The organism is Sphingomonas sp. NPDC092440, from assembly GCF_044754985.1.
Lineage (GTDB): Bacteria > Pseudomonadota > Alphaproteobacteria > Sphingomonadales > Sphingomonadaceae > Sphingomonas.
This window is the reverse complement of record NZ_JBIVQA010000021.1, coordinates 21897-43598: the sequence shown is the minus strand read 5'-3', so window position 1 is coordinate 43598 and position 21702 is coordinate 21897. Positions and strand designations below refer to the sequence as shown.

The window sequence follows — 21702 nt, the reverse complement described above, 5'->3', positions numbered from 1 at the left end:
CCCGCGCGGAGACGGTCCAGCCCTTGTCCAGAGGGGGGCGGCGCCCCCTTCATCCCAAGCGCCGCTAAAGCGGCGCTCGAATAACGTGGTTGGCCGCCCCCTAGCGCAATTAGCGCAACTGGCTGTCCTTGCTGCCCCGGCGATTGATGCCGGTGAAGGTCGGGCGCTTATCGCGTTCGCTTTGACAGGCGACACAGGTTCTTACGCCGGGTATGGCCGTGCGGCGTTTCGCCGGGATTTCGTCGCCGCACACCTCGCAGTCGGTGCTACCCTCGCCGGAAGGCAGACGCGATCGGGCGGCGAAAACCGCGTCCATGATCGTTGCATCAATCTGGTCCTGCACCGCACTATCGGGTGCCCATCCATTTGCCATCGCCACAAGCTCCTCGATTTTGACCTTGGGGGTCAGATAGTCGGGGGCGCATGGGCCAAGCACGCGACTATCCAGCACAGCACCCGAATATAGGGTACTCCCTACCAGTATCAAGGAGTGTGCAAATTTAGCTCAGGACAGATTTATGGGGTTCCAGTGGCGGGGGTAGATCCTCTTCGCCAAGCAGCGACAACATATCCCGCTCGATTGTCCGCTTCATCGCATACAGCGGCAGACAGTTTGGCTCGACGCCGAACGGGTCTTCCAGCTCGTGACCCAGCGCATCGAGGCCGAAAAAGGTATAGGCGGTGAGGAGCACCGGCAGGAGCGTCCACCAGTCGAGTGATCCTGCGAGCGCGAAGGGAAGCATCACGCAAAAGATAAGTGCGGTGCGATGGAGCAGCAGAGAATAGGCGAACGGCACGGGCGTCGTGGATATCCGCTCACAAGCGCCCTGAACCTTGCCGAAGGATCGCATGTCTTCTGCCACGACGGCATAGTGAATCGGCGTAATGACGCCAGTCTGCTTTAGCTCGAGCAGCCTGCGCCCCATACGATCGAGCACGAGGTTCGTGACGTTCGGGCTCTTTGTCGCCGGGCCGATATCGACCCACGGCGCAATGGCGGCGATTTCATCCTCGCCGCGAAGGCGTGCGGTGAGGCCGCAGGCAAAGCCACATATGCTATGGAGCAACGCGCGCCGATCCTCGTCAGGGAGAAGCGATGTCTCGCGCGCGAACGAACGGGCCGAGATAATTAGCTCGCCCCAAAGCTGCCGCCCCTCCCACCATCGCGCATAGCAGGCATTGTTGCGGAAGCTCATGAAGATCGAGAGCGCGATACCGATCAGGGTGAAAGGGATCGTCGAAATCCGCGCGAAAATGCCGGGATGGGCTTGGGCGGCCAGGATGGCGATCACACTGACGACCGCGATCGCCGCCAGCCTCCGTGCGATGCGCGGCAGGATCGAGCCATGCACGGTGAAAATGATATCTTGGAAGCTCGGTTGCGATCGAACGATCATATTCCGTGGAATGTCCTTCGCCTGTTTGCCAGCATTTCCATCGGCAGCTCGTCGAAACGAGCTGCCGTCAGGGTTTGAGGATGAAGCGAATGACCTGCGCGACAGCCCCCAGCGCCAAAACGCTGGCCGCCCAGATTAAGACCATCCAGGCGAGCCGTCGACCGAGAGGTTTAGGCTCGTCCATCAATGATACCCATGCGTGCCGACCTTACCGCGGAACACCCAATAGGCCCACGCGGTATAGCCGAGAATGATCGGAATGATGACGGCCGCACCCGCCAGCATGAAGAGCTGGCTTTGCGGGGGAGCGGCTGCATCCCAGATCGTGACGGCGCGGGGAACAACATAGGGGTAGATACTGATCCCCAGCCCAACGAAACCGAGAAAGAACAGGCCAAGCGCCATAATGAAGGGCAGGCGCTCCGCGCCGCGCTTCAGGCTCCAGAAGAAGGTTGCAGCGCAGATCGCCACCAGCAGAGGAACCTGCGCGGTGAGAAGCACGCCGGGCATCGCAAACCAGCGTCGCCAATAGTCATAGGTCAGGAACGGCGTCGCCGCACTGACGGCGAAAAGCGCGAGTAGCGTCGCCCCGCCGAGCCAAAATGCCAGTCGACGGGCGCGTTCCTGGCCCGGCCCTTCGGTTTTCCAGACCAGCCAGGCCGCGCCTAGAAGCGCATATCCGATCACGACTGCCGCGCCGGTCAAGAGGCTGAACGCGCTCAACCAATCCAGCCATCCCCCTGCATAGGCATCGGCCTCGACCCGCACGCCTTGCAGGATCGCGCCCAGCGTGATCCCCTGCGAGAACGCCGCGAGAACGGACCCAAAGCTGAAGGCGACATCCCAGAAGGGACGATGGCGCGGATCTCGCCAGCGAAACTCGAATGCGACCCCGCGAAACACGAGACCGAGCAACATCGCGATGATGAGCGGGTAGGTCGCGGGAAGGATGATGGCGTAGGCAAGAGGAAAGGCCGCGAAGAGACCGCCTCCGCCCAGCACGAGCCATGTTTCATTGCCATCCCAGACCGGCGCGATCGAGTTCATTGCCTGATCGCGCTCTCCTCCGACCGAAAGGTTCGGAAAGAGGATGCCGATCCCCAGATCGAACCCGTCCATCACGACATAGGCGAAGACAGCAAAGCCGATGATACCGGCCCAGATTATGGTGAGATCGAGGTGCTCCACGTTCATGCCTCCCGTCCGGTTGATGCCACGACGCCGCTTGCCGGCGTGATGCCCGCCGCGCGTTGCGGCACCTTGGACGGTTCCGGTTCACCGGCTGCGGGCGGCTTTGCCATCATCCGGAGCAAATAATAGGTGCCGGCCCCGAACGCGCCGAAATAGACGAGGATGAAAGCGACGAGGGACGCCGCGACAGCCGGAGCGGCCAGGGGGGAGTGGGACTCCGCGGTTCGCAGCAGGCCGTATACGGTGAAGGGCTGTCGGCCTACTTCCGTCGTCACCCATCCTGCTATGACCGCGACAAAGCCTGACGGACCAAGCGCGAGAGCGGCGCGGTGCAGCCAGCGCCAGTCATAGAGCTTGCCGCGCCAGCGGGCGAGCAGGCTCCAGAGGCCCAACCCAAGCATGGCGAGGCCCATCGCCACCATGATCCGAAACGACCAGAAGACGATCGGCGTGGGCGGCCAGCGATCGCGCGGGAAGTCGTTGAGGCCGGGGAGGGGCGCTTTGGGATCGTGCTTGAGGATCAGCGATCCCAGATAGGGGATTTCGATCTTGCCGTGGACCACCGCATCCTTGTTGCTCGGGAGGCCGAAAAGGATGAGCGAAGCGCCCTCGGGGCTGGCCTCATAATGACCTTCCATCGCGAGAACTTTTGTCGGCTGATGCTCAAGCGTGTTGAGGCCGTGCTGATCGCCCGCGAGAATCTGGATCGGCGCCACAAGCGCCGCCATCCACATCGCCATGGAGAACATCTTGCGCGCGCCGGGATTCGCGCGGTCGCGCAGAAGGTGCCATGCTCCTACGGCCCCGACGACCATTGCCGTGGTCAGGTAGGCGCCGATGACGGTATGGACGAGGCGATAGGGAAAGCTCGCGTTGAAGATGATCGGAAGCCACGAACCTGCGGGCACGAACTGGCCCTTGGCATTGATCGCATAGCCTGCCGGCGTCTGCATCCAGCTATTCACGGAAATGATCCAGGTCGCCGAGATGAGCGTCCCGACGGCGACCATGCAGGTCGCGAAAAAATGCGGGCCCCTGCCTACCTTGTTGATGCCGAACAGCATCACGCCAAGGAAACCGGCTTCAAGGAAGAACGCGGTCAGAACCTCATAGGCCATGAGCGGGCCGATGACCGGACCGGCCTTGGCCGAAAATACCGACCAGTTCGTCCCGAACTGGTAGGACATCACCACGCCCGAGACCACACCCATGCCGAACGCGACGGCGAAGATCTTGAGCCAGTAGCGATAGAGGTTCGCATACACACCGCTGCCGGTCTTCAACCACAACCCTTCAAGCACCATGAGATAGCTTGCCGTGCCGATGGAGAAGGCCGGGAAGATGAAGTGGAATGAGACCGTGAACGCGAATTGCGCCCGGGCCAGGATTACCGGATCGAGATTCTCAATCACCAACATTCCTCCCTGTTTTGTCCCGCCGATGTTCGTCCGATTGTCCTCTGCAGAGGCTTTGCGATTCGAACACAGGGCTTGGGGGCCGGACGCGCGCCATTTCCTTTGGTGCAGCGATCCGATCGGGCCGGCAATATATCATACTCCCCACCAGTATCAAGGGGGTAGGAACCCAGGTCTGGCGTTCGATGTTTCTGGAGGCGTAGGGGAAGGTTCAGGCTCGCTTCGGCCGAAATTTGAGGTGTCAGCGCGGCGCAAGGCACAGGATAGGGTTGAAACTCCCCCCCTGTATAGTATGTGCATATCAACAGTCAGGAAAGCGCGATGCCACATTCACCAGAAGAGAAGAAGCGGGCCATAACACGCCTGCGTCGCATCAAGGGGCAGGCGGAAGCGCTTGAACGCGCGATCGAGGCCGGAACGGATTGCGCCCCTTTGCTCCAACAGATTGTGGCGATGCGGGGCGCCACCAACGGGTTGATGGCAGAAGTGATGGAAGGCCATCTCCGTGAGACCTTCGGCCCCGCCAACGGCGCGCATGGGGAAAATGGAGCCAGCCCATTCGACGACGACATGGAGGGTATAATGCGGATATTGCGAACCTATCTTAAGTAGGTCTTAGAAACCGCAGTACCTGTATATAGATTTATAAGAACAATTTTTTACCGATCGGCAATATAATGACGGTGCGCCCAATTTTCGCGTGGTACGACTTATGGGTTGGTATTTTCATAGATCGCCCTAAGCGGCGTATCTACATTTTTCCAGTTCCATGCTTTGGTATTTTCATTCAGCTTCGCGTGCCACCGGCATCATAACTTGATTGCGGGACTGCAATTTGTGGTTCCACTGGAAAATCGCAACTGGATGAGAACACGTTATGATCGTCAAGAATTTCGGATATCTGATTGCGCTCGATCAGGAAGGCCATTTCGGTAGGGCAGCCAAGAGCTGCAACGTGTCGCAGCCCACGCTTTCCGCCGGCATCAAGCAGCTCGAACAGGACTTGGGTGTGGAGATCGTGCGGCATGGCCGGCGTTATGACGGACTCACATCGGAAGGTGAGACTGTGCTGGCCTGGGCGAAGAAGATCGAGAGCAACTGCGAGGGGCTGGAGCGCGACCTTTCGGCCCAGAAACGTGGGCTGGAAGGTCAAATTCGCCTGGGCGTGCTGTCGGCCACGTCGATCATGGCATCGATCCTCAGCCTTGCCCTCGCTGAAAGGATGCCGCTCCTCGAACAGTGCATTTGCACAGCGCAAACCTCGTCGCTGACCAAAGCCTTGCTGACGCATGAAATGGACATGGCGCTGGTCTATCTCGAAGACATATCTGAGGAGGACTTTGACACGCACCTTCTCTACCGGGAGCGGATCGTCGTTTTCCAGGCATCCGGCGACCCGCTCCCGCGACAGGTTTCATGGGATCATGTCGCCGAGCTGCCTTTGTGCATCTTGGACTGCGCGCTACCCAAAGCCGCGCGTTCTAGACTCGGGCACCGTGCCGCAAAGTCGATCAGGACCAACAATGTCGATGTTCTCGCTGCCCATATCGCAAGTGGGCGATATGCCACCGTCCTTCCGCAATCTCTCGCAACCTATTTTGCTCGGATTTCCGACATTCGGGCGGTTGAAGTCGCAGGTGAGGGCGCAGATGCCGCTGTTGGATTGGCCATGCCCAGAAATGGGGTGAAATCGACACCCACAGCCGCGCTGTTCGAAATAGTCCGCGCACCCGAGACAATGGCCTCGATAGAGGCCGCTCTGGACCTGTACCGCCAGTTCCAACCCGAAGGGGGCTGACCGTTCATGCCGTGCTATCGCAGCATGAACGGTCGCGCGACCCACTATTCGACGTAGATCATTTTCTTGGTCATCCCGCCGTCGACCACAAGCGTTTGCCCGGTAACAAAGCCGGCGGACGCCAGATATAGCACGGCCTCGGCAATGTCCTGGGGGCGACCGACCCGGCCAACCGGATGCTGCGCCTCGTCCTCGGCGCGCAGATTCGTGTCATTGGTGATCCAACCAGGTGCGATTGTATTGACCCGGATTTTGGCGCCAAGTTGCACCGCCAGCGCCTGCGCGAGTGCCACCATGCCACCTTTCGCAGCGGCATAGGCAAAGTCGATGCCTTGGGACATCAACGCGCGGGTGGAAGCCATCATGACAATCGAACTGCCATCGGTGAGCAGGGGCAATGCCGCTCGCGACATCAGAAAGGCCCCGGTCAGATGGCTGCCAATGGTGCTGTTCCACTGGTCGAGCGAGGTGTCACCGAGCTGCATGAATGTGTCGTAAACAAGCCCACCATTGTTGACGAGCAAGTCCAGTCGATCCCAGCCAAGGGCACGAAAAGCCTCGGCTACGGACTCTTCGCTGGCAAGATCGCAATGGATCTGTTGACCGATCGCTCCTTCCTTCAAATCGAAGGATGCCACCTCCCAACCTTCATCCAATAAGGCGGAACATATAGCCTGACCGATTAGCCCCGATCCTCCTGTTACAATAGCGCGTTTCATAAGAACTCCTTTCTGTCAGAGGATGATAGAGAGACCGGCACCATTGCGCCAACACAACTCAAGTCCAGAGAACGGGCGCATAGGGCGTCACCCTGATAGACTTCAACTGCGCCTTGTCTTCCAGAAACATTATGCTTGCTGCAATGGAATATGATATATCATCTTGTTGCATTGCGGCAGTCATTCTCCTGTAGCTTGGTCATAGGAATTTCCGATCTTGGGATAGAATCTTCGAGTTTGCTCCGAAGGAGAAGCGCCGCCATTCTGCCAAGACGGTAATGATGAGACTGGCAACGACACTACTATGCTGCGCTGAATTAATTCGGTGCGGCATGTTGATCCGTGTCAAGTCCTACTCTCGTCAATACTTGGGGGGGCGTGAAAAAACGCAGGAGATATCTGATGGCTACAGGCAACCGGATCGTAACCTTCGAGAAACCGATGGAAATGAAGGTCAACACCTTCAAATTCCCGGAGCTGATTACTCCACAGGGCAAAAAAGCTCCCCACGGCGCCATTCTCAAGATCGTCACCACGAACATCTGCGGCAGCGACCTTCACATCTACCGAGGTTCGTTTGAAGTCCCCAAGGGGATGACGATGGGCCACGAAATGACCGGCGAGGTGATCGAGGTCGGCTCCGACGTCGAATATATCAAGGTCGGCGATATCGTGTCCGTTCCCTTTAACGTCGGCTGCGGACGCTGCTACAACTGCAAGCACATGCGCTCGGACGTGTGCGAGCACACCAACCCCGAAGTCGACTGCGGCGCCTATGGCTTTAACCTGGGTGGATGGACCGGGGGGCAGGGGGATTACCTGTTCGTGCCCTATGCAGACTTCAATCTGCTGGCTTTCCCCGACAAGGACGCGGCCATGGCGAAGATCCGTGATCTGACGCTCCTTTCGGACGTGTTGCCGACCGCGTTCCACGGGTTCGCCGCTCCCGACTGGCCGGCGCAACCGGCCTATATCGTCGGCGAGAATGTGCTGATCTTCGGCGCGGGGCCTGTCGGCCGCGCGGGCGCCGCCTGTGCGAAGCTCCTCGGTGCCGGCGCCATCATCGTCGCCGACTTCATTCAGGAGCGGCTCGATCTGCTCAAGCCGCACGGCGTCGAGACCATCAACCTGTCGGACGGCATTCCGATCGAAGATCATCTGGAGCGGATCACCGGCAAGCGCGAGGCCGATCGCGTCATCGACTATGTGGGCCTCGACTGTCGCGGGTTCGGGGCGGAGTCCGACCAGATCGTCGAGAACGCCGTCACCAACGCCCTGCTGAAATATGTCCGCTTCGGCGGGATGACCAGCACGGTCGGCGTATATTGCCCCAATCCGATCTCCAAGAATCGGGACAACAAGAAGGGCAGCATGGAAGTCGATTGGGCCAGTGGCTGGATCAAGTCGCCGCGGATGTCGGCAGGCCAGTCGCCGACGGCCAATTACAACCACGCCCTCATGCGGGCCATCCTGAACGATCGGATGCCCTATCTGACTCCGATGATGAACACGAAGATCATCAAGCTGGAGGACGCGCCGGCGGCCTACAAGGAGTTCGATGACGGATCGGCGTTCAAGTACGTCATCGATCCGCACGGCTCTGTGGCGGCCTGACCATCTAACCCGGAATGCCCCCCGGTCATGTCGGGGGGCATTCTGAGCCGTTGGGGGCGGACTGCTTGCCGCACGCACACCCCCTTCCGGCTTGTCGATCTAACACCCCCCCGGATCGGCAAGCCGCCCCCTTCTGGAACGCAGCATCAGCCATGGCGCTGCGCTTTTCCGAAGCCGTAACGCCCTGTCGGGCGCTTTCACCACCCTCAGACATTATCCCTCTTGCATACTGGCTAGGAGTATCTTATACATACTCCCAGCCAGTATGCTTGGCTCCGAATCGAGATATCGAAACGGGGACTCGCAACCGGCGGTCCGGTTCTAGAAAAGAGGGAGATCCAAACATGAAATCTCGCGCCGCCGTAGCCTTCGAGGCAGGCAAGCCGCTCGAAATCGTCGAGATCGATGTCGCACCGCCCCAGAAAGGTGAAGTGCTCATCAAAGTCACGCATACCGGGGTATGCCACACCGACGCTTTCACGCTGTCCGGCAACGATCCGGAGGGCATTTTCCCGGTCGTTCTCGGCCATGAGGGCGCGGGCATCGTCGTCGAGGTCGGCGAGGGCGTCACCAGCGTCAAGCCGGGCGATCACGTCATTCCGCTCTACACCGCCGAGTGCGGCAAGTGCGAGTTCTGCCTGTCCGGCAAGACCAACCTGTGCGTCGCGGTTCGCGAAACGCAGGGCAAGGGCCTGATGCCCGACGGCACCACGCGCTTCTCCTACAACGGCCAGCCCCTCTATCACTATATGGGCTGCTCGACGTTCAGCGAATACACCGTCGTCGCCGAAGTCTCGCTCGCCAAGATCAACCCCGAAGCGAACCCCGAGCATGTCTGCCTTCTGGGCTGCGGCGTCACCACCGGCATCGGCGCGGTCCACAACACCGCCAAGGTGCAGCCGGGTGACTCGGTTGCCGTGTTCGGTCTGGGCGGCATCGGTCTCGCCGCGATCCAGGGCGCGCGTCAGGCCAAGGCAGGACGCATCATCGCGATCGACACCAACCCGACGAAGTTCGAGCTGGCGCGTCAGTTCGGCGCGACCGACTGCATCAACCCCAAGGACTATGACAAGCCGATCCAGCAAGTGCTGATCGAGATGACCGGGTGGGGCATCGACCACACGTTCGAGTGCATCGGTAACGTCCATGTCATGCGGGCCGCGCTGGAATCCGCGCATCGTGGCTGGGGCCAGTCGATCGTCATCGGCGTCGCTGGCGCGGGCCAGGAAATCTCCACCCGTCCGTTCCAGCTCGTCACGGGCCGGGTCTGGAAGGGGTCGGCCTTTGGCGGTGTCAAGGGACGGACCCAGCTTCCCGGCATGGTCGAGGACGCCATGAAGGGTGAAATCGATCTGGCGCCCTTCGTCACCCACACCATGGGTCTCGATGAGATCAACGAAGCCTTCGATCTGATGCACGAAGGCAAGTCGATCCGCACCGTGATCCACTACTGATCCCTCAACTCTAACCTTCAATTTCAATAGTTAACCTCAAGGAAGAATATCATGGCTGATCCCGTTATCTCCGGCAACGGCGTGTTCTCGCACGTCTTCATCGGCGCGGCCGATGTCGAGCAGTCGGCAGCGTTCTACGACGCCGCTCTGGGCGCCCTGGGCGTCAAGAACCTCGGCCCCTTCGGCAATGGTTGGGTGCTCTACGGCCGCGAAAAGCCTGCTTTCATCATTGCCCGTCCCGGCAATGGCGAAGCGCCCTCCAGCAACGGCGTGACGGTCGGCTTCGCCGCCGCGACGCCCGCCGAAGTGGACGCTTTCCACGCGGCCGGCCTCGCCGCTGGTGGCACCGACGAGGGCCAGCCCGGCCCGCGGGGCCACCTGCCGGGTGCCTATGCGGCCTATCTGCGCGATCCGGCGGGCAACAAGGTCTGCTCGTACACCTTCATCTAAAGCCGGAAGGTGAGGGCGATACCGGCAACCCTATGACTGGCTGTCGCCGGCGCTGGAACAGGCGCCGGCGCTTCCCCCCGCACCACAGCCAGGAAAAGGGCGCCTATCACCACACCGTCCACCAACCGTCGAAGCAAGGAAACAAAAATGGAACGTGTCGAACATCACGCCAGCTTCGGCGGTTGGCAGGACGTCTATCAGCATGACTCGATCAGCCTGGGTTGCCCGATGAAGGTCGGCGTCTATCTGCCTCCCCAGGTGAAGGACGGTCGCGTGCCGGTGCTGTATTGGCTGTCCGGCCTGACTTGCACCGAACAGAATTTCATTACGAAGGCTGTCGCGCAGCGTTTCGCTGCCGAGCACGGGATCATCCTCGTCGCGCCGGACACGAGCCCGCGAGGCGAAGGCGTGGCCGACGATCCCAGCTATGATCTGGGACAGGGCGCCGGCTTCTACGTCAACGCGACTGAGGAACCTTGGGCTGCCCACTACCGCATGTACGATTATGTCGTCGAGGAATTGCCGGCGCTGATCGAAGCCACATTTCCGGCCGATGATCGCCGGGCGATTGCCGGTCATTCGATGGGCGGGCACGGCGCACTCGTTGCCGCTCTGCGCAATCCGGGGCGCTATCGCAGCGTATCGGCCTTTTCGCCGATCGTCGCGCCGAGCCAGGTGCCTTGGGGCGAGCGCGCTCTGACGGCCTATCTCGGAGACGATCGCGCCGGGTGGAAGCATTACGACACCATCGAACTCATCAAGTCCGCCAGCGAGCGCCTGCCGTTGCTCGTCGATCAGGGCATGGATGATGAGTTTCTGGATCGCGAGCTGCGCCCGGATCTGCTGAAGGCGGCCTGCGAGGCTGCGGGGCACCCGCTGATCCTCAACCTGCGACCCGGCTACGATCACAGCTATTATTTCATCGCTAGCTTCATCGGCGAGCATATCGGCCATCATGCCAAGGCGCTGTTCCAATGAGCGCGGCGGCATCCTCGGCCATGCGCGAAATCGCGTCCAGCAATGACCCCGCCTCCGGTCGCCATCGCGTGGTGGTCGTGGGCGCGGGCTTCGGCGGCCTCGAAACCGTCCAGCGGCTCGCGGGGAGCGGCGTTGACATCACCCTTGTCGATCGCCGCAACCACCATCTTTTTCAGCCGCTGCTCTATCAGGTCGCGGGCGCGTCGCTGTCGCCATCGGAGATCGCCTGGCCGATCCGCTCGCTCTTCGCCAAGCGCAAGGACGTTCGGACTCTGCTCGGTGAGGTCGAAGGCGTGGACACGGGCAACCGGCGCGTCGTTCTCGAAGACGGCTCGACGCTTGGCTATGACACACTCGTCATCGCGACGGGCGCGCGGCATTCCTATTTCGGGCATGACCAATGGGAGCCTTATGCTCCGGGCCTCAAATCGCTCGAAGATGCGACCACCATTCGCCGGCGCCTTCTCGTCGCGTTCGAAGAAGCCGAGCGCGAGAGCGATCCCGCGCGCCGTGCGGCCTTGCAGACCTTCGTTATCATCGGCGGCGGGCCTACCGGCGTCGAACTGGCCGGCACGATCGCGGAGCTTGCCCGTCTGACACTGGTGCGCGATTTCCGGTCGATCGATCCGCGCGCGACGCGGGTGGTGCTGGTCGAAGCCGGGCAGCGGCTCCTGCAGGTCTTCCCGGAAGATCTGTCGGCCTATACCGCTCAGGCGCTTGAAAAGCTCGGTGTCGAAATCAAGCTCGGCAAGCCGGTCACGGAATGTTCCGAGCATGGGGTCGTGGTCGACGGTGTGCCTATTCCCGCTGAAACGATTTTGTGGGCAGCAGGCGTTCAGGCCTCGCCCGCCGCGCGCTGGCTGAACGCTGAAGCCGATCGCGCGGGCCGCGTGGTCGTCGGGCCGGACCTGACAGTGCCAGGACACCCCGACATTTTCGTGATCGGCGATACCGCAGCCTCGAACGGGTATGACGGCAAGCCGGTGCCCGGTCTCGCGCCGGCTGCAAAGCAGGCCGGACAATATGTGGCCCGGCTGATCCGCCAGCGCTTTAAGGGGCAGAATGCTTCGGAACCGTTCCGTTACCGGCATCAAGGCAATCTGGCGACGATCGGCCGCAGCCTTGCGGTCGTCGATATGGGCGGGTTCAAATTGCGCGGTGTTCTGGCGTGGTGGATGTGGAAACTGATCCACATCTACTTCCTGATCGGGACGCAAAATCGGATGAGTGTTGCACTAAGCTGGATGTGGACCCACGGCATAGGATATCGTGGCTCGCGTCTGATTACTTACAGCGATCTCGCTCAGCACGATGCCGGGCAGGACCATGACAAGGGGAGGGAAGGCGATTGAGTGAAGAGGGCAGCGCCGAGAACAGCGGTTCAACTGTCTATGGAATGCCCACCTATGAGAATAGGCGGGTTGCCATCGACGAGGTTCATGCGCGCCCTTATTTGCTGATAGATGCGCCGCGTGCCCTGGTGCAGCTCGCCTTCATGAACGAGGGCAATCTGACGAAGGACAAGGCGACCCTCGCGGAAATATCGAGCCGGATGGGCGCCCCGCTGCCGGATCAGGACACACCTCTTCATGGCCTGACCTGGGATCAGGGTAAATTGCACTGTGAGAAGCACACCGAGTTCTCGACCTACTTGTGGAGTGCGCCCCTCGATCCGGGCACCGGGGAGCTGGCGGGTGAAGATCCGTTCAAGCACGGCTTTACGCCGCCCGGGCCGGTCATTTGCGGCGTCCGCCTGGACGTTGTTACGTGGACCGAAGAGACCGCGACCTATATCGATCGCTTCGACCCGATCAGCCGGTGTCATTCGCTCGTCGAGGATGGCATGGCCGATATCGTCACCGATTTCCGTCAGGACGCCGATGGGCTAACCCGCATCCTCATCCTCGATCGCGGTTTGACGCCGATCCGGCTTGGCGCGCTGGCACAGCGGCTCCTCGAAATCGAGACCTATCGGACGCTGGCCCTGCTCGGCATCCCACTGACCCAATCGCTGGGGCCGCATCTGCGCAGCATAGAGAAGCGCCTTGCCGCCATCACCAACGAGATGCGCAAATCTGCACGCCGCGACAGCGAGGGGCTACTTTCCCGGCTGACCGACCTTTCGGCCGAGCTGGAGGCGGACACGGCGTCCAGCCTCTACCGCTTCGGTGCGAGCCGTGCCTATTATGAAATCGTCGAGGAGCGGCTTGCAGCGCTCGGCGAAACCTTCGTCCCGGGCTGCTATCGCTGGCGCAACTTCCTCCATCGCAGGATCGCGCCCGCCATGCGGACCTGTCGCGTGATCGAGGAACGGCAAGCCAATCTCTCCGACAAGCTGGCGCGCGCGACCACGCTGCTGCGGTCGTGGATCGATGTGCAACTCGAACGCCAGAACAGCGATCTGCTGGCCTCGATGGACAATCGGGCGAAGCTGCAATTGCAGCTTCAACAGACCGTGGAAGGCCTGTCTGTCGCGGCGATCTCCTATTATGTGATCGGCCTGCTCTCCTATCTCATCAAGGGCATACCGGGGATTCACGACATGGTGGCGCCCGAGCTGGTGATCGCCGCTCTGGTTCCCCTTGCCGTCCTTGGTGTCTGGTGGACCGTTCGACAGATCAGGAACGCGCACAGCGACCATGGACCGCCGCCCGCAAAAAAGCAGATATGATCCCTTTATCGCCTCCGTGCGTCTAGCGCGCGCCGGGGGCGAAACCGGCAGGAGGATTTCCAGTGTCGACCGATGTTTTCATACTGCACTCGCAATACACGCCGGCAGGCGATCAGCCCGAAGCGATCGCGCGCCTGATCGCCGGCGTCGAAGAGGGGGCACATCACCAGACCCTCAAGGGCATCACGGGCTCGGGCAAGACCTTCACGATGGCGAACATCATCCATCGTCTGAAGCGCCCCACCTTGATCCTTGCCCCCAACAAGACGCTGACATCGCAGCTCTATGACGAGATGCGGCGATTTTTCCCTGAAAACGCCGTGGAGTATTTCGTCTCCTATTACGACTATTTCCAACCGGAAGTGTATCTGCCGGGCCGCGATGAGTTCATTCCGAAGGATTCCTCGATCAACGAGCATCTGGAACGGTTGCGCCTGTCGACGACAAAATCGCTGATCGAGCGCCGCGATACGATCGTCGTCGCCTCGGTATCGTCGATCTACGGCATGGGCGATCCCGACAATTATCGCGCGCTCCAGGTTCCGCTGACCGAGGGCGCGCGGTTGGGACAGGAAGAGCTTTTCCGCAGCCTGGCGCGCCTGCAATATGATCGGGCCGAGCATAAGCTGAAGCGCGGCACTTATCGCGCTGATGGCGACGCTGTTGAGATTTACCCGGCGGATTCGGAATATAAGGCGCTGCGCGTCGGTTTGGCAAACGGCGTGATCGCGTCGCTCCAATGGTTCGATGCGGCGACCGGCAAGCCGATGGAAAGCGCCGATCACTATCTTGTCTCGCCCAAGACTGTTCTGGCGGCGACCGCAGATCAGGCCCGCAAGGCCGCCACGGCGATCCTCGAAGAGTTGGAAACGCAGGTCGAACGGCTGACCAGCGAAAACCGCCTGACGGAAGCGGCGCGCCTCTATGATCGCATCACCAACGATGCCGAGATGTTGCGCGAGGTCGGATATTGCTCGGGCATGGAAAATTACGCCTGCTATCTGAGCGGTCGTGACCCTGCGCTCCCGCCCATAACCCTGCTCGACTATCTGCCCAAGGACGGGCTGCTGTTCGTCGACGAATCGCATGTGATGATCCCACAGATCTCGGCGATGTTCCGGGGCGACCAGGCCCGCAAGGATACGCTGATCGATTATGGCTTCCGCCTGCCGTCTTCGAAGGACAGCCACCCCCTGAGCTTCCACGAGTTCGAACAGGTCAAGCCGCAGACGATCTTCGTGTCCGCCACCCCCGGCGCTTATGAGGTAAAGGCCTCGCAAGGCAGGGTGGTTGAACAGATCGTGCGGCCGACCGGCCTGCTCGATCCGAAGGTGGAAGTCCGCCCGTCCCAAGGCGCGCGTGACGATTTGCTACGCGAGATCGCGCAGCGCACGCAGCGCGATGAGCGCGTGCTGGTTACGACGCTGACCAAGGTTGCGACCGAGGAGCTGCACGCTTTCCTCGAAAGCGAAGGCATTCGCGCGCGTTACATGCACTCTGACATCAAGGTCGAGGATAGGGTCGCGATCATCGAGGGCCTGCGCGTGGGCGAGTTCGACGTGCTGATCGGGATCAGTTTGCTGCGCGAAGGGCTCGACATCCCAGAAGCGTCGCTGATTGCGATCTTCGATGCAGACCGCGCGGGCTTCCTGCGCTCGGCCCAGGCGCTGATCCAGATGATCGGCCGCGTCGCGCGCAATGTGAACGGCACCGCTGTCCTCTACGCCGATATGGTGACGCCGGCGATGCGGGCCGCGATCGATGAGACCGAGAGCCGGCGACAGCGCCAGATCGCCTTCAACGAGGAGAACGACGTCACACCGCTCTCGTCGGTTCGCGGCCTGGCGTCGGCGCAGCCCTACGGGCAAGAGCCGTCGGTCCATTCGGAAGCCTTCTGCGAGAACCTGTACGAGCTTTGCGACCGGATCACGGAGAAGGAACAGGCGCTGCTCGCGGCGGTGGATCACGGCCAAGAGGATCGGGCCGAGACGATCCGGGGCGAGCTGGACGGCCTCTACCGTCAGTTCATTTATCTGTGACGCGCCGGGTGAAAGTGACCGAATGAGCAAGGATCAGGAGCCTCAAACCACCCCCGGCAAGGAACGCGCGCCGCGATCCGGCTTCGTACAAGTGCGCGGCGCGCGGCAGAACAACCTCAAGAATGTTGATGTGGACGTTCCGCGCGATGCCTTCGTGGTGTTCACCGGCATATCGGGATCGGGCAAGTCGAGCCTCGCCTTCGGCACCCTCTATGCCGAGGCACAGCGCCGCTATCTGGAATCGGTCGCGCCCTACGCCCGCCGCCTGATCGATCAGGCCGGCGTGCCGGAGGTTGACGCCATCGACGGGTTGCCGCCCGCGGTCGCGTTGCAGCAGCAGCGCGGCTCGGCCAATGCGCGGTCTTCGGTTGGCAGCGTGACGACGCTCTCCAGCCTGGTGCGGATGCTCTATTCGCGCGTCGGAGAATATCCGCGCAATCAGCCGATGCTCTATGCGGAGGACTTCTCCCCCAACACCGTGGCCGGGGCCTGCCCGACCTGCCACGGCATCGGGCGCGTCTATGACGCGACCGAAGAGACGATGGTGCCCGACGACAGTCTCACCATTCGCGATCGGGCGATCGCGGCATGGCCGCCGGCGTGGCACGGCCAGAACCTGCGCGATATCCTTGTGTCGCTCGGCTATGATGTCGACACGCCATGGCGCGATCTTCCGAAGAAGGATCGTGACTGGATACTCTTCACCGACGAGACGCCGACGGTGCCGGTCTATGCGGGTCTGACGCCCGAACAGACGCGCGTTGCCCTCAAGCGTCGTATGGAGCCGAGCTATCAGGGCACCTTCACCGGCGCCCGTCGCTACGTGCTGGAGACCTTCGCCAACACCAAAAGCGCGCTGATGAAGAAGCGTGTCTCGCAATATATCATCGGCCGCGATTGCCCGACCTGCGACGGCAAGCGCCTGAAGCGCGAGGCCCTGTCGGTGAAGTTTGCCGGCCTGGACATCGCCGAGTTTGGCGACCTGACGGTGCTGAAGCTCCGGGACTTGCTCACGCCCGTCGCCCATGGCGAGTATGGTAGCGCCTCGACGACCCTGAAGGGCCATGTTCTCGGCAAGGCGGCCCGCGATGCGGCGGTTGAACGTAGGGTCGCGGCGGGAGGCTCGGCACACAAGGCAGCGCCTGACGTGCGCCGCACGCCCAATCTTTCCGATGAGAAGCGGGTCGCCGCGCAGCGTCTCGCATCCGAGCTGCTCGAACGGCTAGGCCCGCTGATCGACCTTGGCCTTGGCTACATCTCGCTCGACCGCAGCACGCCGACGCTTTCCTCCGGCGAGCTGCAACGCCTGCGCCTTGCCACTCAATTGTCGTCACAGCTTTTCGGCGTGGTCTATGTGCTGGACGAGCCATCGGCGGGGCTGCACCCGGCAGACGGCGAAGCGTTGCTGACCATCCTTGAGCGGCTGAAGGCGGCGGGCAACTCGCTGTTCGTTGTCGAGCATGATCTTGACGTGATCCGCCATGCCGAATGGCTGGTCGATGTGGGGCCAGGTGCCGGCGAAAAGGGCGGCGAAGTGCTCTACAGCGGCCCGATCGCAGGGCTTGCCGGCGTCGAGGCGTCGATCACCCGTCGCTATCTGTTCGCAGAACCTGACGCCCATGACCGGACCCCGCGCGAAGCAAAAGCATGGCTCCGTCTTGAAGGTGTGACCCGCAACAATCTTCACGGGCTCGACGTCGCGCTACCGATTGGCTGCTTCACCGCCGTCACCGGGGTTTCAGGATCGGGCAAGTCCAGTCTTGTCAGCCAGGCACTTCCGGAGCTTGTGACGGAACAACTCGGCGGCACGCCGGCTGCCGAGGAGGAGGATACCGATCCGCTGCTCGATGTTGCGCGGGAAGAGACCGAAGGCCGCATCGTTGCGGGCATGGAGCATGTGCGCAGGCTGGTGCGGGTCGATCAGAAGCCGATCGGCCGCACTCCACGCTCGAACCTCTCCACCTACAGCGGCCTGTTCGATCATGTGCGCAAGATCTTCGCGAACACCCCACTGGCGCGCCGGCGCCACTACAGCCCGGGCAGGTTCTCCTTCAACGTCGCACAGGGCCGCTGCCCGGTGTGCGAGGGTGAGGGCTTCGTCATGGTGGAGCTGTTGTTCCTGCCCAGCGTCTATGCGCCCTGCTCGACCTGCCATGGCAGCCGCTACAATCCGCAGACGCTCGAAGTCGAATGGAACGGCCGCAACATCGCCCAGGTGCTTGAGCTGACGGTGGACGAGGCGTGCGACTTCTTCGCGAGCGAACCGTCCGTCATGCGCTCGCTCGATGTGCTGCGGGAGATTGGCCTCGGCTATCTGAGGCTTGGACAGCCGGCGACGGAACTGTCGGGCGGCGAGGCCCAGCGCATCAAGCTCGCGACCGAGCTGCAACGCGCCCAGCGTGGCAACACCATCTACATCCTCGACGAGCCGACTTCGGGGCTTCACCCTTCCGACGCTGATCGGCTGATGCGGCACCTGCAGGGCCTTGTCGATGTCGGCAATACGGTCGTCGTCGTCGAGCATGACATGCGAGCTATTTCACAGGTGGATTGGGTGATCGATCTGGGGCCTGGCGCTGGCGAAGATGGTGGCCGGATCATCGCGAGCGGCGTCCCTCACGATGTTGCCGAAGCGCAAGGCAGCCTGACCGCGCCTTATCTAAAGGCGGCGCTTTAGCCGCTTGGACGCCGGCGACAGGGGGGAGTGGGACTATGGTGAGTCTTGTCGATTGGGGTGTGGCGATCCCGATGATCGAGCACCGGCCATGTCTTGCTGGGATGTGATAGCGATGGTCCTGCCCGACCATTCAGGGAGTTGAACGTGCCTTCTACCGTCTCTCAAGATGTTACCGCTCGTTCCCAGGCCGTCGATGCCCGGCTTACCCGCGCTGCGATCTTTCTGGTCGTCTCGATGGGCGCCGGGGAGAAGCCGGAAGCGGGGGTGCGGGGTCTTTGCGCCATCCTGTCGTCGCTGGTTCGTGGCGTGGGCTTCCGGGCGGCAGACGGCGGACTTTCCTGCATCATGGGGATCGGCTCCGATGCTTGGGACCGGCTATTCGGAGCGCCGCGGCCGAAGGAACTGCATCCGTTCCGGGAAATCCGCGGCGTCCATCATGCGCCTTCGACGCCCGGCGACCTGCTGTTTCACATTCGCGCCGCGCGTCAGGATTTGTGTTTCGAGATGGCGGCGCAGATCGTGAAGCGTCTCGCCGGCTTCGCCTCGGTGACGGACGAGGTGCATGGCTTCCGCTACTTCGACGATCGCGACCTGCTGGGATTTGTCGACGGGACGGAAAACCCCGTCGAGCAGGGAGCCAGAGATGCCACGGTGATCGGGGCGGCGGACGATCCGGTCTTCGCTGGCGGCAGCTATGTGATCGTCCAGAAATACCTCCACGACCTCGACAAGTGGAACGCGATTCCCGTGGAGCAGCAGGAGAAGATCGTAGGGCGCGAGAAGCTGTCGGACATCGAGCTGGACGAGGCGGCCAAGCCGAGCTTCGCGCATAACGTGCTCACCAACATCGAGGAGGACGGCGAGCAACTCCAGATCCTGCGCGATAACATGCCGTTCGGCGATGTTGGTAAGGGCGAGTTCGGCACCTATTTCATCGGTTACGCCCGCTCGCCGACCCGCATCGAGCGGATGCTCGACAATATGTTCATCGGTTTGCCACCCGGCAATTACGATCGCTTGCTCGATGTTAGCCGGGCCGTGACCGGCTCGCTTTATTTCGTGCCGTCGGCTGATTTTCTGGACGAGGTAACGCCGGAGCCAGCCACGGCCGATGGCGATGAGGCGGTAGCCGAGGCGCCCGCATCCACGGCGCCGGCACCGGAGCCCTCGTCAGCATCGGATGGATCGCTGCGCATTGGATCACTCAAAGATGAGGCAGGACATGAATAACCTCCATCGCGAACTCGCCCCCATCTCCGACGCCGCTTGGGCGCAAATCGACCAAGAAGCGACCCGAACTCTCAAGCGCTATCTGGCCGCGCGCCGCGTCGTGGACGTGCCGGAACCGAAGGGGGCCACGCTCGCGGCCGTGGGAACGGGCCACACCAAGCCGATCGATGCGCCCAGCGATGGCGTCCAAGCCGTGCGGCGTGCGGTCAACGCCGTGGTCGAACTGCGCGTGCCCTTCACGCTGACCCGCGCGGCGATCGACGATGTGGAGCGCGGCTCCGAGGATTCGGACTGGCAACCGCTCAAGGAAGCCGCCCGCACGATCGCCTTTGCCGAAAATCGCGCGATCTTTGATGGCTATGCCGCTGCCGATATCGGCGGCATCCGTCCCGGCGCGAGCAACGAGCCGGTGCCGCTGCCCACGGCCGTCGCCGGATATCCCGCCATCGTCGCCCAAGCCGTCGATCGGTTGCGCCTTGCCGGGGTCGAGGGGCCTTATCGACTGGTGCTGGGCGATGATCCGTTCACCGCGATCAGCGGCGGCAGCGAGGAGGGCTATCCGGTGCTCCAGCACATCAATCGTCTGGTGGACGGCGATATCATCTGGGCGCCGGGCATCATGGGCGGCGTCGTCCTGACAACGCGGGGCGGCGATTTCGAACTCGATCTCGGACAGGATTTGTCGATCGGCTATCTCAGCCACACCGCCGAGGCGGTCGAGCTGTACCTGCAAGAGAGCTTCACCTTCCGGCTGTTGACGAGCGAGGCGGCTGTTTCGCTCCCGACAACGGAAGCGTCGGCGCAGCCGGCGTGAAGGCGTTGCCGGTTGCGCCGCCCGCACGCGGGCCGCAGCGAGGGGTGGGACAATGATAAGTCTCGTCGGTTGGATCGCCACGATCGCGACGATGATCGCGGCGATGATGACGGCTTCCAACCTGGGCGCGCGCGTGACGGGCTGGGGCTTCGTGGTGTTCAGCATCAGCTCGGTTTGCTGGACCACATTGGGCTACGCCACAGGACAGACAGCCTTGGTTGCCACCAATGGATTCCTGATGCTGACGAACCTAGTTGGTATCTGGCGATGGTTGGGGCAGCAGACCAAATATGAGGATGGCGGCCGATCGGCCGAAACAGCCAGCCAAAGATCCGATACGCCGAACCTGTTCACCGCGACCGGCCTGATCGGCATGGCGGTTGATGACAAGAGCGGGATGAATCTGGGCCGGGTTGTCGAGGCCCTTATCGAATGTTCGACCGGCAGGATAAACTATGTGGTGATCTCGGACGAGCGATATGCCGGTCTTGAAGAGACATTGCGAGCGGTGCCGCTCGAATCCCTCAGGATCGGCTACACGCGCATGACGCTGTTGCTGGACGGCCCGAGCTTCCTGTCACAGCCCGGCCTCAAAAGTCGTGACTGGCCCGCCTTCGCTCCGATCAATCCCTAGCAAGCGATCGCTCACACCAATTGGAGCGCGCGATCATGATCTTGACCGGGGCCAAGAAAGCGCAGGATCAGGATACGGTGGGCTTCTGGCCGGTAGAGGATGCCATAGCGGCGATAGGAACGGCGACGGATACCGTAGCGCTCATAGCGAGGCACCAGAGGATAGCCTTGGGGCAGATCGGCAAGGCGACGGGCCGCCTCACGCAATTCCTCAACAAAGCTGATGGCTCTCGCGGGATTGTCCTTTTCGATATGCTCGGCGATGTGATCGAGGTCGGCCAGCGCATCCGGCGTCAGGATGACTTTCATTGCGGCTGAGCGCTTGCCCGTGTCCGAATCCTGTCGATGATAGCATCGCAGGCGTCGTCGAGGTCGTGGGTGCGCCCCGCCTCGGCATCGGCAAGGCCGCGTTCGATCGAGGCGTCAAGATCATGCAGCCACCGTTCGACATCCTGCGTCTCGCCCTGATCGCGCCGAATGAGATCGCGAACATAATCACTCACGCTGGCATAATGCCCGCTGTCGATGCGGCGCTGGACGTAATCCCGCATAGGGTCCGGAAGGGAGACGTTCATCGAAGCCATAAATCACCTCACTACCATTATGGCAAAAACTGCCATCG

General features: G+C 61.8%; 21 protein-coding genes. 13 read left to right on the top strand and 8 right to left on the bottom strand.

Features of this window, described 5'->3' with window-relative positions:
* Nucleotides 1-109: 109 nt before the first annotated feature.
* The 5 genes from ACIQCS_RS22815 to ACIQCS_RS22795 all read right to left on the bottom strand — a co-directional run bounded on the left by ACIQCS_RS22815 (nucleotide 110) and on the right by ACIQCS_RS22795 (nucleotide 4006).
* Nucleotides 110-373 carry a DksA/TraR family C4-type zinc finger protein gene (locus tag ACIQCS_RS22815; RefSeq protein WP_024310576.1) on the bottom strand — a complete coding sequence of 88 codons (264 nt, stop codon included), beginning with the start codon at nucleotides 371-373 and terminating at the stop codon, nucleotides 110-112.
* A gap of 127 nt (nucleotides 374-500) precedes the next feature.
* On the bottom strand, nucleotides 501-1397 hold the full coding sequence (locus ACIQCS_RS22810; protein ID WP_017980832.1) for a bestrophin family protein: 897 nt from the start codon (nucleotides 1395-1397) through the stop codon (nucleotides 501-503).
* Between the two features lie 67 nt (nucleotides 1398-1464).
* Nucleotides 1465-1581, bottom strand: a complete 117-nt coding sequence (locus tag ACIQCS_RS22805) for a DUF2474 domain-containing protein (protein ID WP_017980833.1) — start codon at nucleotides 1579-1581, stop codon at nucleotides 1465-1467.
* Entirely contained in the window at nucleotides 1581-2591 is a 1011-nt protein-coding gene (cydB, locus tag ACIQCS_RS22800; protein WP_017980834.1) for a cytochrome d ubiquinol oxidase subunit II, read from the bottom strand. Before cydB ends, ACIQCS_RS22805 begins: the two co-directional genes overlap by 1 nt.
* Complete coding sequence (locus ACIQCS_RS22795) at nucleotides 2588-4006, bottom strand: cytochrome ubiquinol oxidase subunit I (RefSeq protein WP_017980835.1); 1419 nt, start codon at nucleotides 4004-4006, stop codon at nucleotides 2588-2590. The genes cydB and ACIQCS_RS22795 overlap by 4 nt, the downstream gene beginning before the upstream one ends.
* 318 nt (nucleotides 4007-4324) lie before the next feature.
* Here ACIQCS_RS22795 and ACIQCS_RS22790 point away from each other — a divergent pair, with 318 nt between their 5' ends.
* Both ACIQCS_RS22790 and ACIQCS_RS22785 read left to right on the top strand, forming a co-directional pair.
* Nucleotides 4325-4615 (top strand): metal/formaldehyde-sensitive transcriptional repressor, encoded by a 291-nt coding sequence (locus ACIQCS_RS22790; protein ID WP_017980836.1) that lies wholly within the window; start codon nucleotides 4325-4327, stop codon nucleotides 4613-4615.
* Nucleotides 4616-4880: 265 nt separating this feature from the next.
* A complete protein-coding gene (locus ACIQCS_RS22785) occupies nucleotides 4881-5801 on the top strand; it encodes a LysR family transcriptional regulator (protein WP_017980837.1) in 921 nt (306 codons plus the stop codon).
* 44 nt (nucleotides 5802-5845) lie between these two features.
* On the opposite strand, the gene ACIQCS_RS22780 is transcribed toward ACIQCS_RS22785, so the two are convergent.
* Entirely contained in the window at nucleotides 5846-6520 is a 675-nt protein-coding gene (locus ACIQCS_RS22780; protein ID WP_024310570.1) for an SDR family NAD(P)-dependent oxidoreductase, read from the bottom strand.
* A gap of 402 nt (nucleotides 6521-6922) precedes the next feature.
* Between ACIQCS_RS22780 and ACIQCS_RS22775 the strand changes: the two genes are divergently transcribed.
* The 11 genes from ACIQCS_RS22775 (at nucleotide 6923) to ACIQCS_RS22725 (ending at nucleotide 21081) form a co-directional block, all read left to right on the top strand.
* Nucleotides 6923-8134, top strand: coding sequence for a glutathione-independent formaldehyde dehydrogenase (locus tag ACIQCS_RS22775; RefSeq protein WP_020486678.1), 1212 nt, complete (start codon nucleotides 6923-6925; stop codon nucleotides 8132-8134).
* A gap of 344 nt (nucleotides 8135-8478) precedes the next feature.
* A complete protein-coding gene (locus ACIQCS_RS22770) occupies nucleotides 8479-9588 on the top strand; it encodes an S-(hydroxymethyl)glutathione dehydrogenase/class III alcohol dehydrogenase (protein WP_017980840.1) in 1110 nt (369 codons plus the stop codon).
* Between the two features lie 51 nt (nucleotides 9589-9639).
* Nucleotides 9640-10038: a VOC family protein gene (locus ACIQCS_RS22765; protein WP_017980841.1), complete on the top strand. Its 399-nt coding sequence runs from the start codon at nucleotides 9640-9642 to the stop codon at nucleotides 10036-10038.
* A gap of 147 nt (nucleotides 10039-10185) precedes the next feature.
* Entirely contained in the window at nucleotides 10186-11016 is an 831-nt protein-coding gene (gene fghA / locus ACIQCS_RS22760) for an S-formylglutathione hydrolase (RefSeq protein ID WP_017980842.1), read from the top strand.
* Complete coding sequence (locus ACIQCS_RS22755) at nucleotides 11013-12368, top strand: NAD(P)/FAD-dependent oxidoreductase (protein WP_017980843.1); 1356 nt, start codon at nucleotides 11013-11015, stop codon at nucleotides 12366-12368. The genes fghA and ACIQCS_RS22755 overlap by 4 nt, the downstream gene beginning before the upstream one ends.
* Nucleotides 12365-13687 carry a DUF3422 family protein gene (locus ACIQCS_RS22750; RefSeq protein ID WP_021233328.1) on the top strand — a complete coding sequence of 441 codons (1323 nt, stop codon included), beginning with the start codon at nucleotides 12365-12367 and terminating at the stop codon, nucleotides 13685-13687. Before ACIQCS_RS22755 ends, ACIQCS_RS22750 begins: the two co-directional genes overlap by 4 nt.
* A gap of 62 nt (nucleotides 13688-13749) precedes the next feature.
* Complete coding sequence (gene uvrB / locus ACIQCS_RS22745; protein ID WP_017980845.1) at nucleotides 13750-15726, top strand: excinuclease ABC subunit UvrB; 1977 nt, start codon at nucleotides 13750-13752, stop codon at nucleotides 15724-15726.
* A 22-nt stretch (nucleotides 15727-15748) separates the two neighbouring features.
* On the top strand, nucleotides 15749-18403 hold the full coding sequence (locus tag ACIQCS_RS22740; RefSeq protein WP_017980846.1) for an excinuclease ABC subunit UvrA: 2655 nt from the start codon (nucleotides 15749-15751) through the stop codon (nucleotides 18401-18403).
* Between the two features lie 144 nt (nucleotides 18404-18547).
* Nucleotides 18548-19633 (top strand): Dyp-type peroxidase, encoded by a 1086-nt coding sequence (locus ACIQCS_RS22735; RefSeq protein WP_026151879.1) that lies wholly within the window; start codon nucleotides 18548-18550, stop codon nucleotides 19631-19633.
* The gene (locus ACIQCS_RS22730; protein ID WP_017980848.1) at nucleotides 19626-20447 is read left to right on the top strand and encodes a family 1 encapsulin nanocompartment shell protein; all 822 of its coding nucleotides are present in this window, start codon (nucleotides 19626-19628) and stop codon (nucleotides 20445-20447) included. Before ACIQCS_RS22735 ends, ACIQCS_RS22730 begins: the two co-directional genes overlap by 8 nt.
* A gap of 52 nt (nucleotides 20448-20499) precedes the next feature.
* On the top strand, nucleotides 20500-21081 hold the full coding sequence (locus ACIQCS_RS22725; RefSeq protein WP_017980849.1) for a PRC-barrel domain-containing protein: 582 nt from the start codon (nucleotides 20500-20502) through the stop codon (nucleotides 21079-21081).
* A gap of 11 nt (nucleotides 21082-21092) precedes the next feature.
* On the opposite strand, the gene ACIQCS_RS22720 is transcribed toward ACIQCS_RS22725, so the two are convergent.
* Together ACIQCS_RS22720 and ACIQCS_RS22715 are read right to left on the bottom strand one after the other, a co-directional pair.
* Nucleotides 21093-21389 carry a type II toxin-antitoxin system RelE/ParE family toxin gene (locus ACIQCS_RS22720; protein ID WP_021233331.1) on the bottom strand — a complete coding sequence of 99 codons (297 nt, stop codon included), beginning with the start codon at nucleotides 21387-21389 and terminating at the stop codon, nucleotides 21093-21095.
* Nucleotides 21386-21664: a type II toxin-antitoxin system ParD family antitoxin gene (locus ACIQCS_RS22715; protein ID WP_021233332.1), complete on the bottom strand. Its 279-nt coding sequence runs from the start codon at nucleotides 21662-21664 to the stop codon at nucleotides 21386-21388. Before ACIQCS_RS22715 ends, ACIQCS_RS22720 begins: the two co-directional genes overlap by 4 nt.
* Nucleotides 21665-21702: the final 38 nt, after the last annotated feature.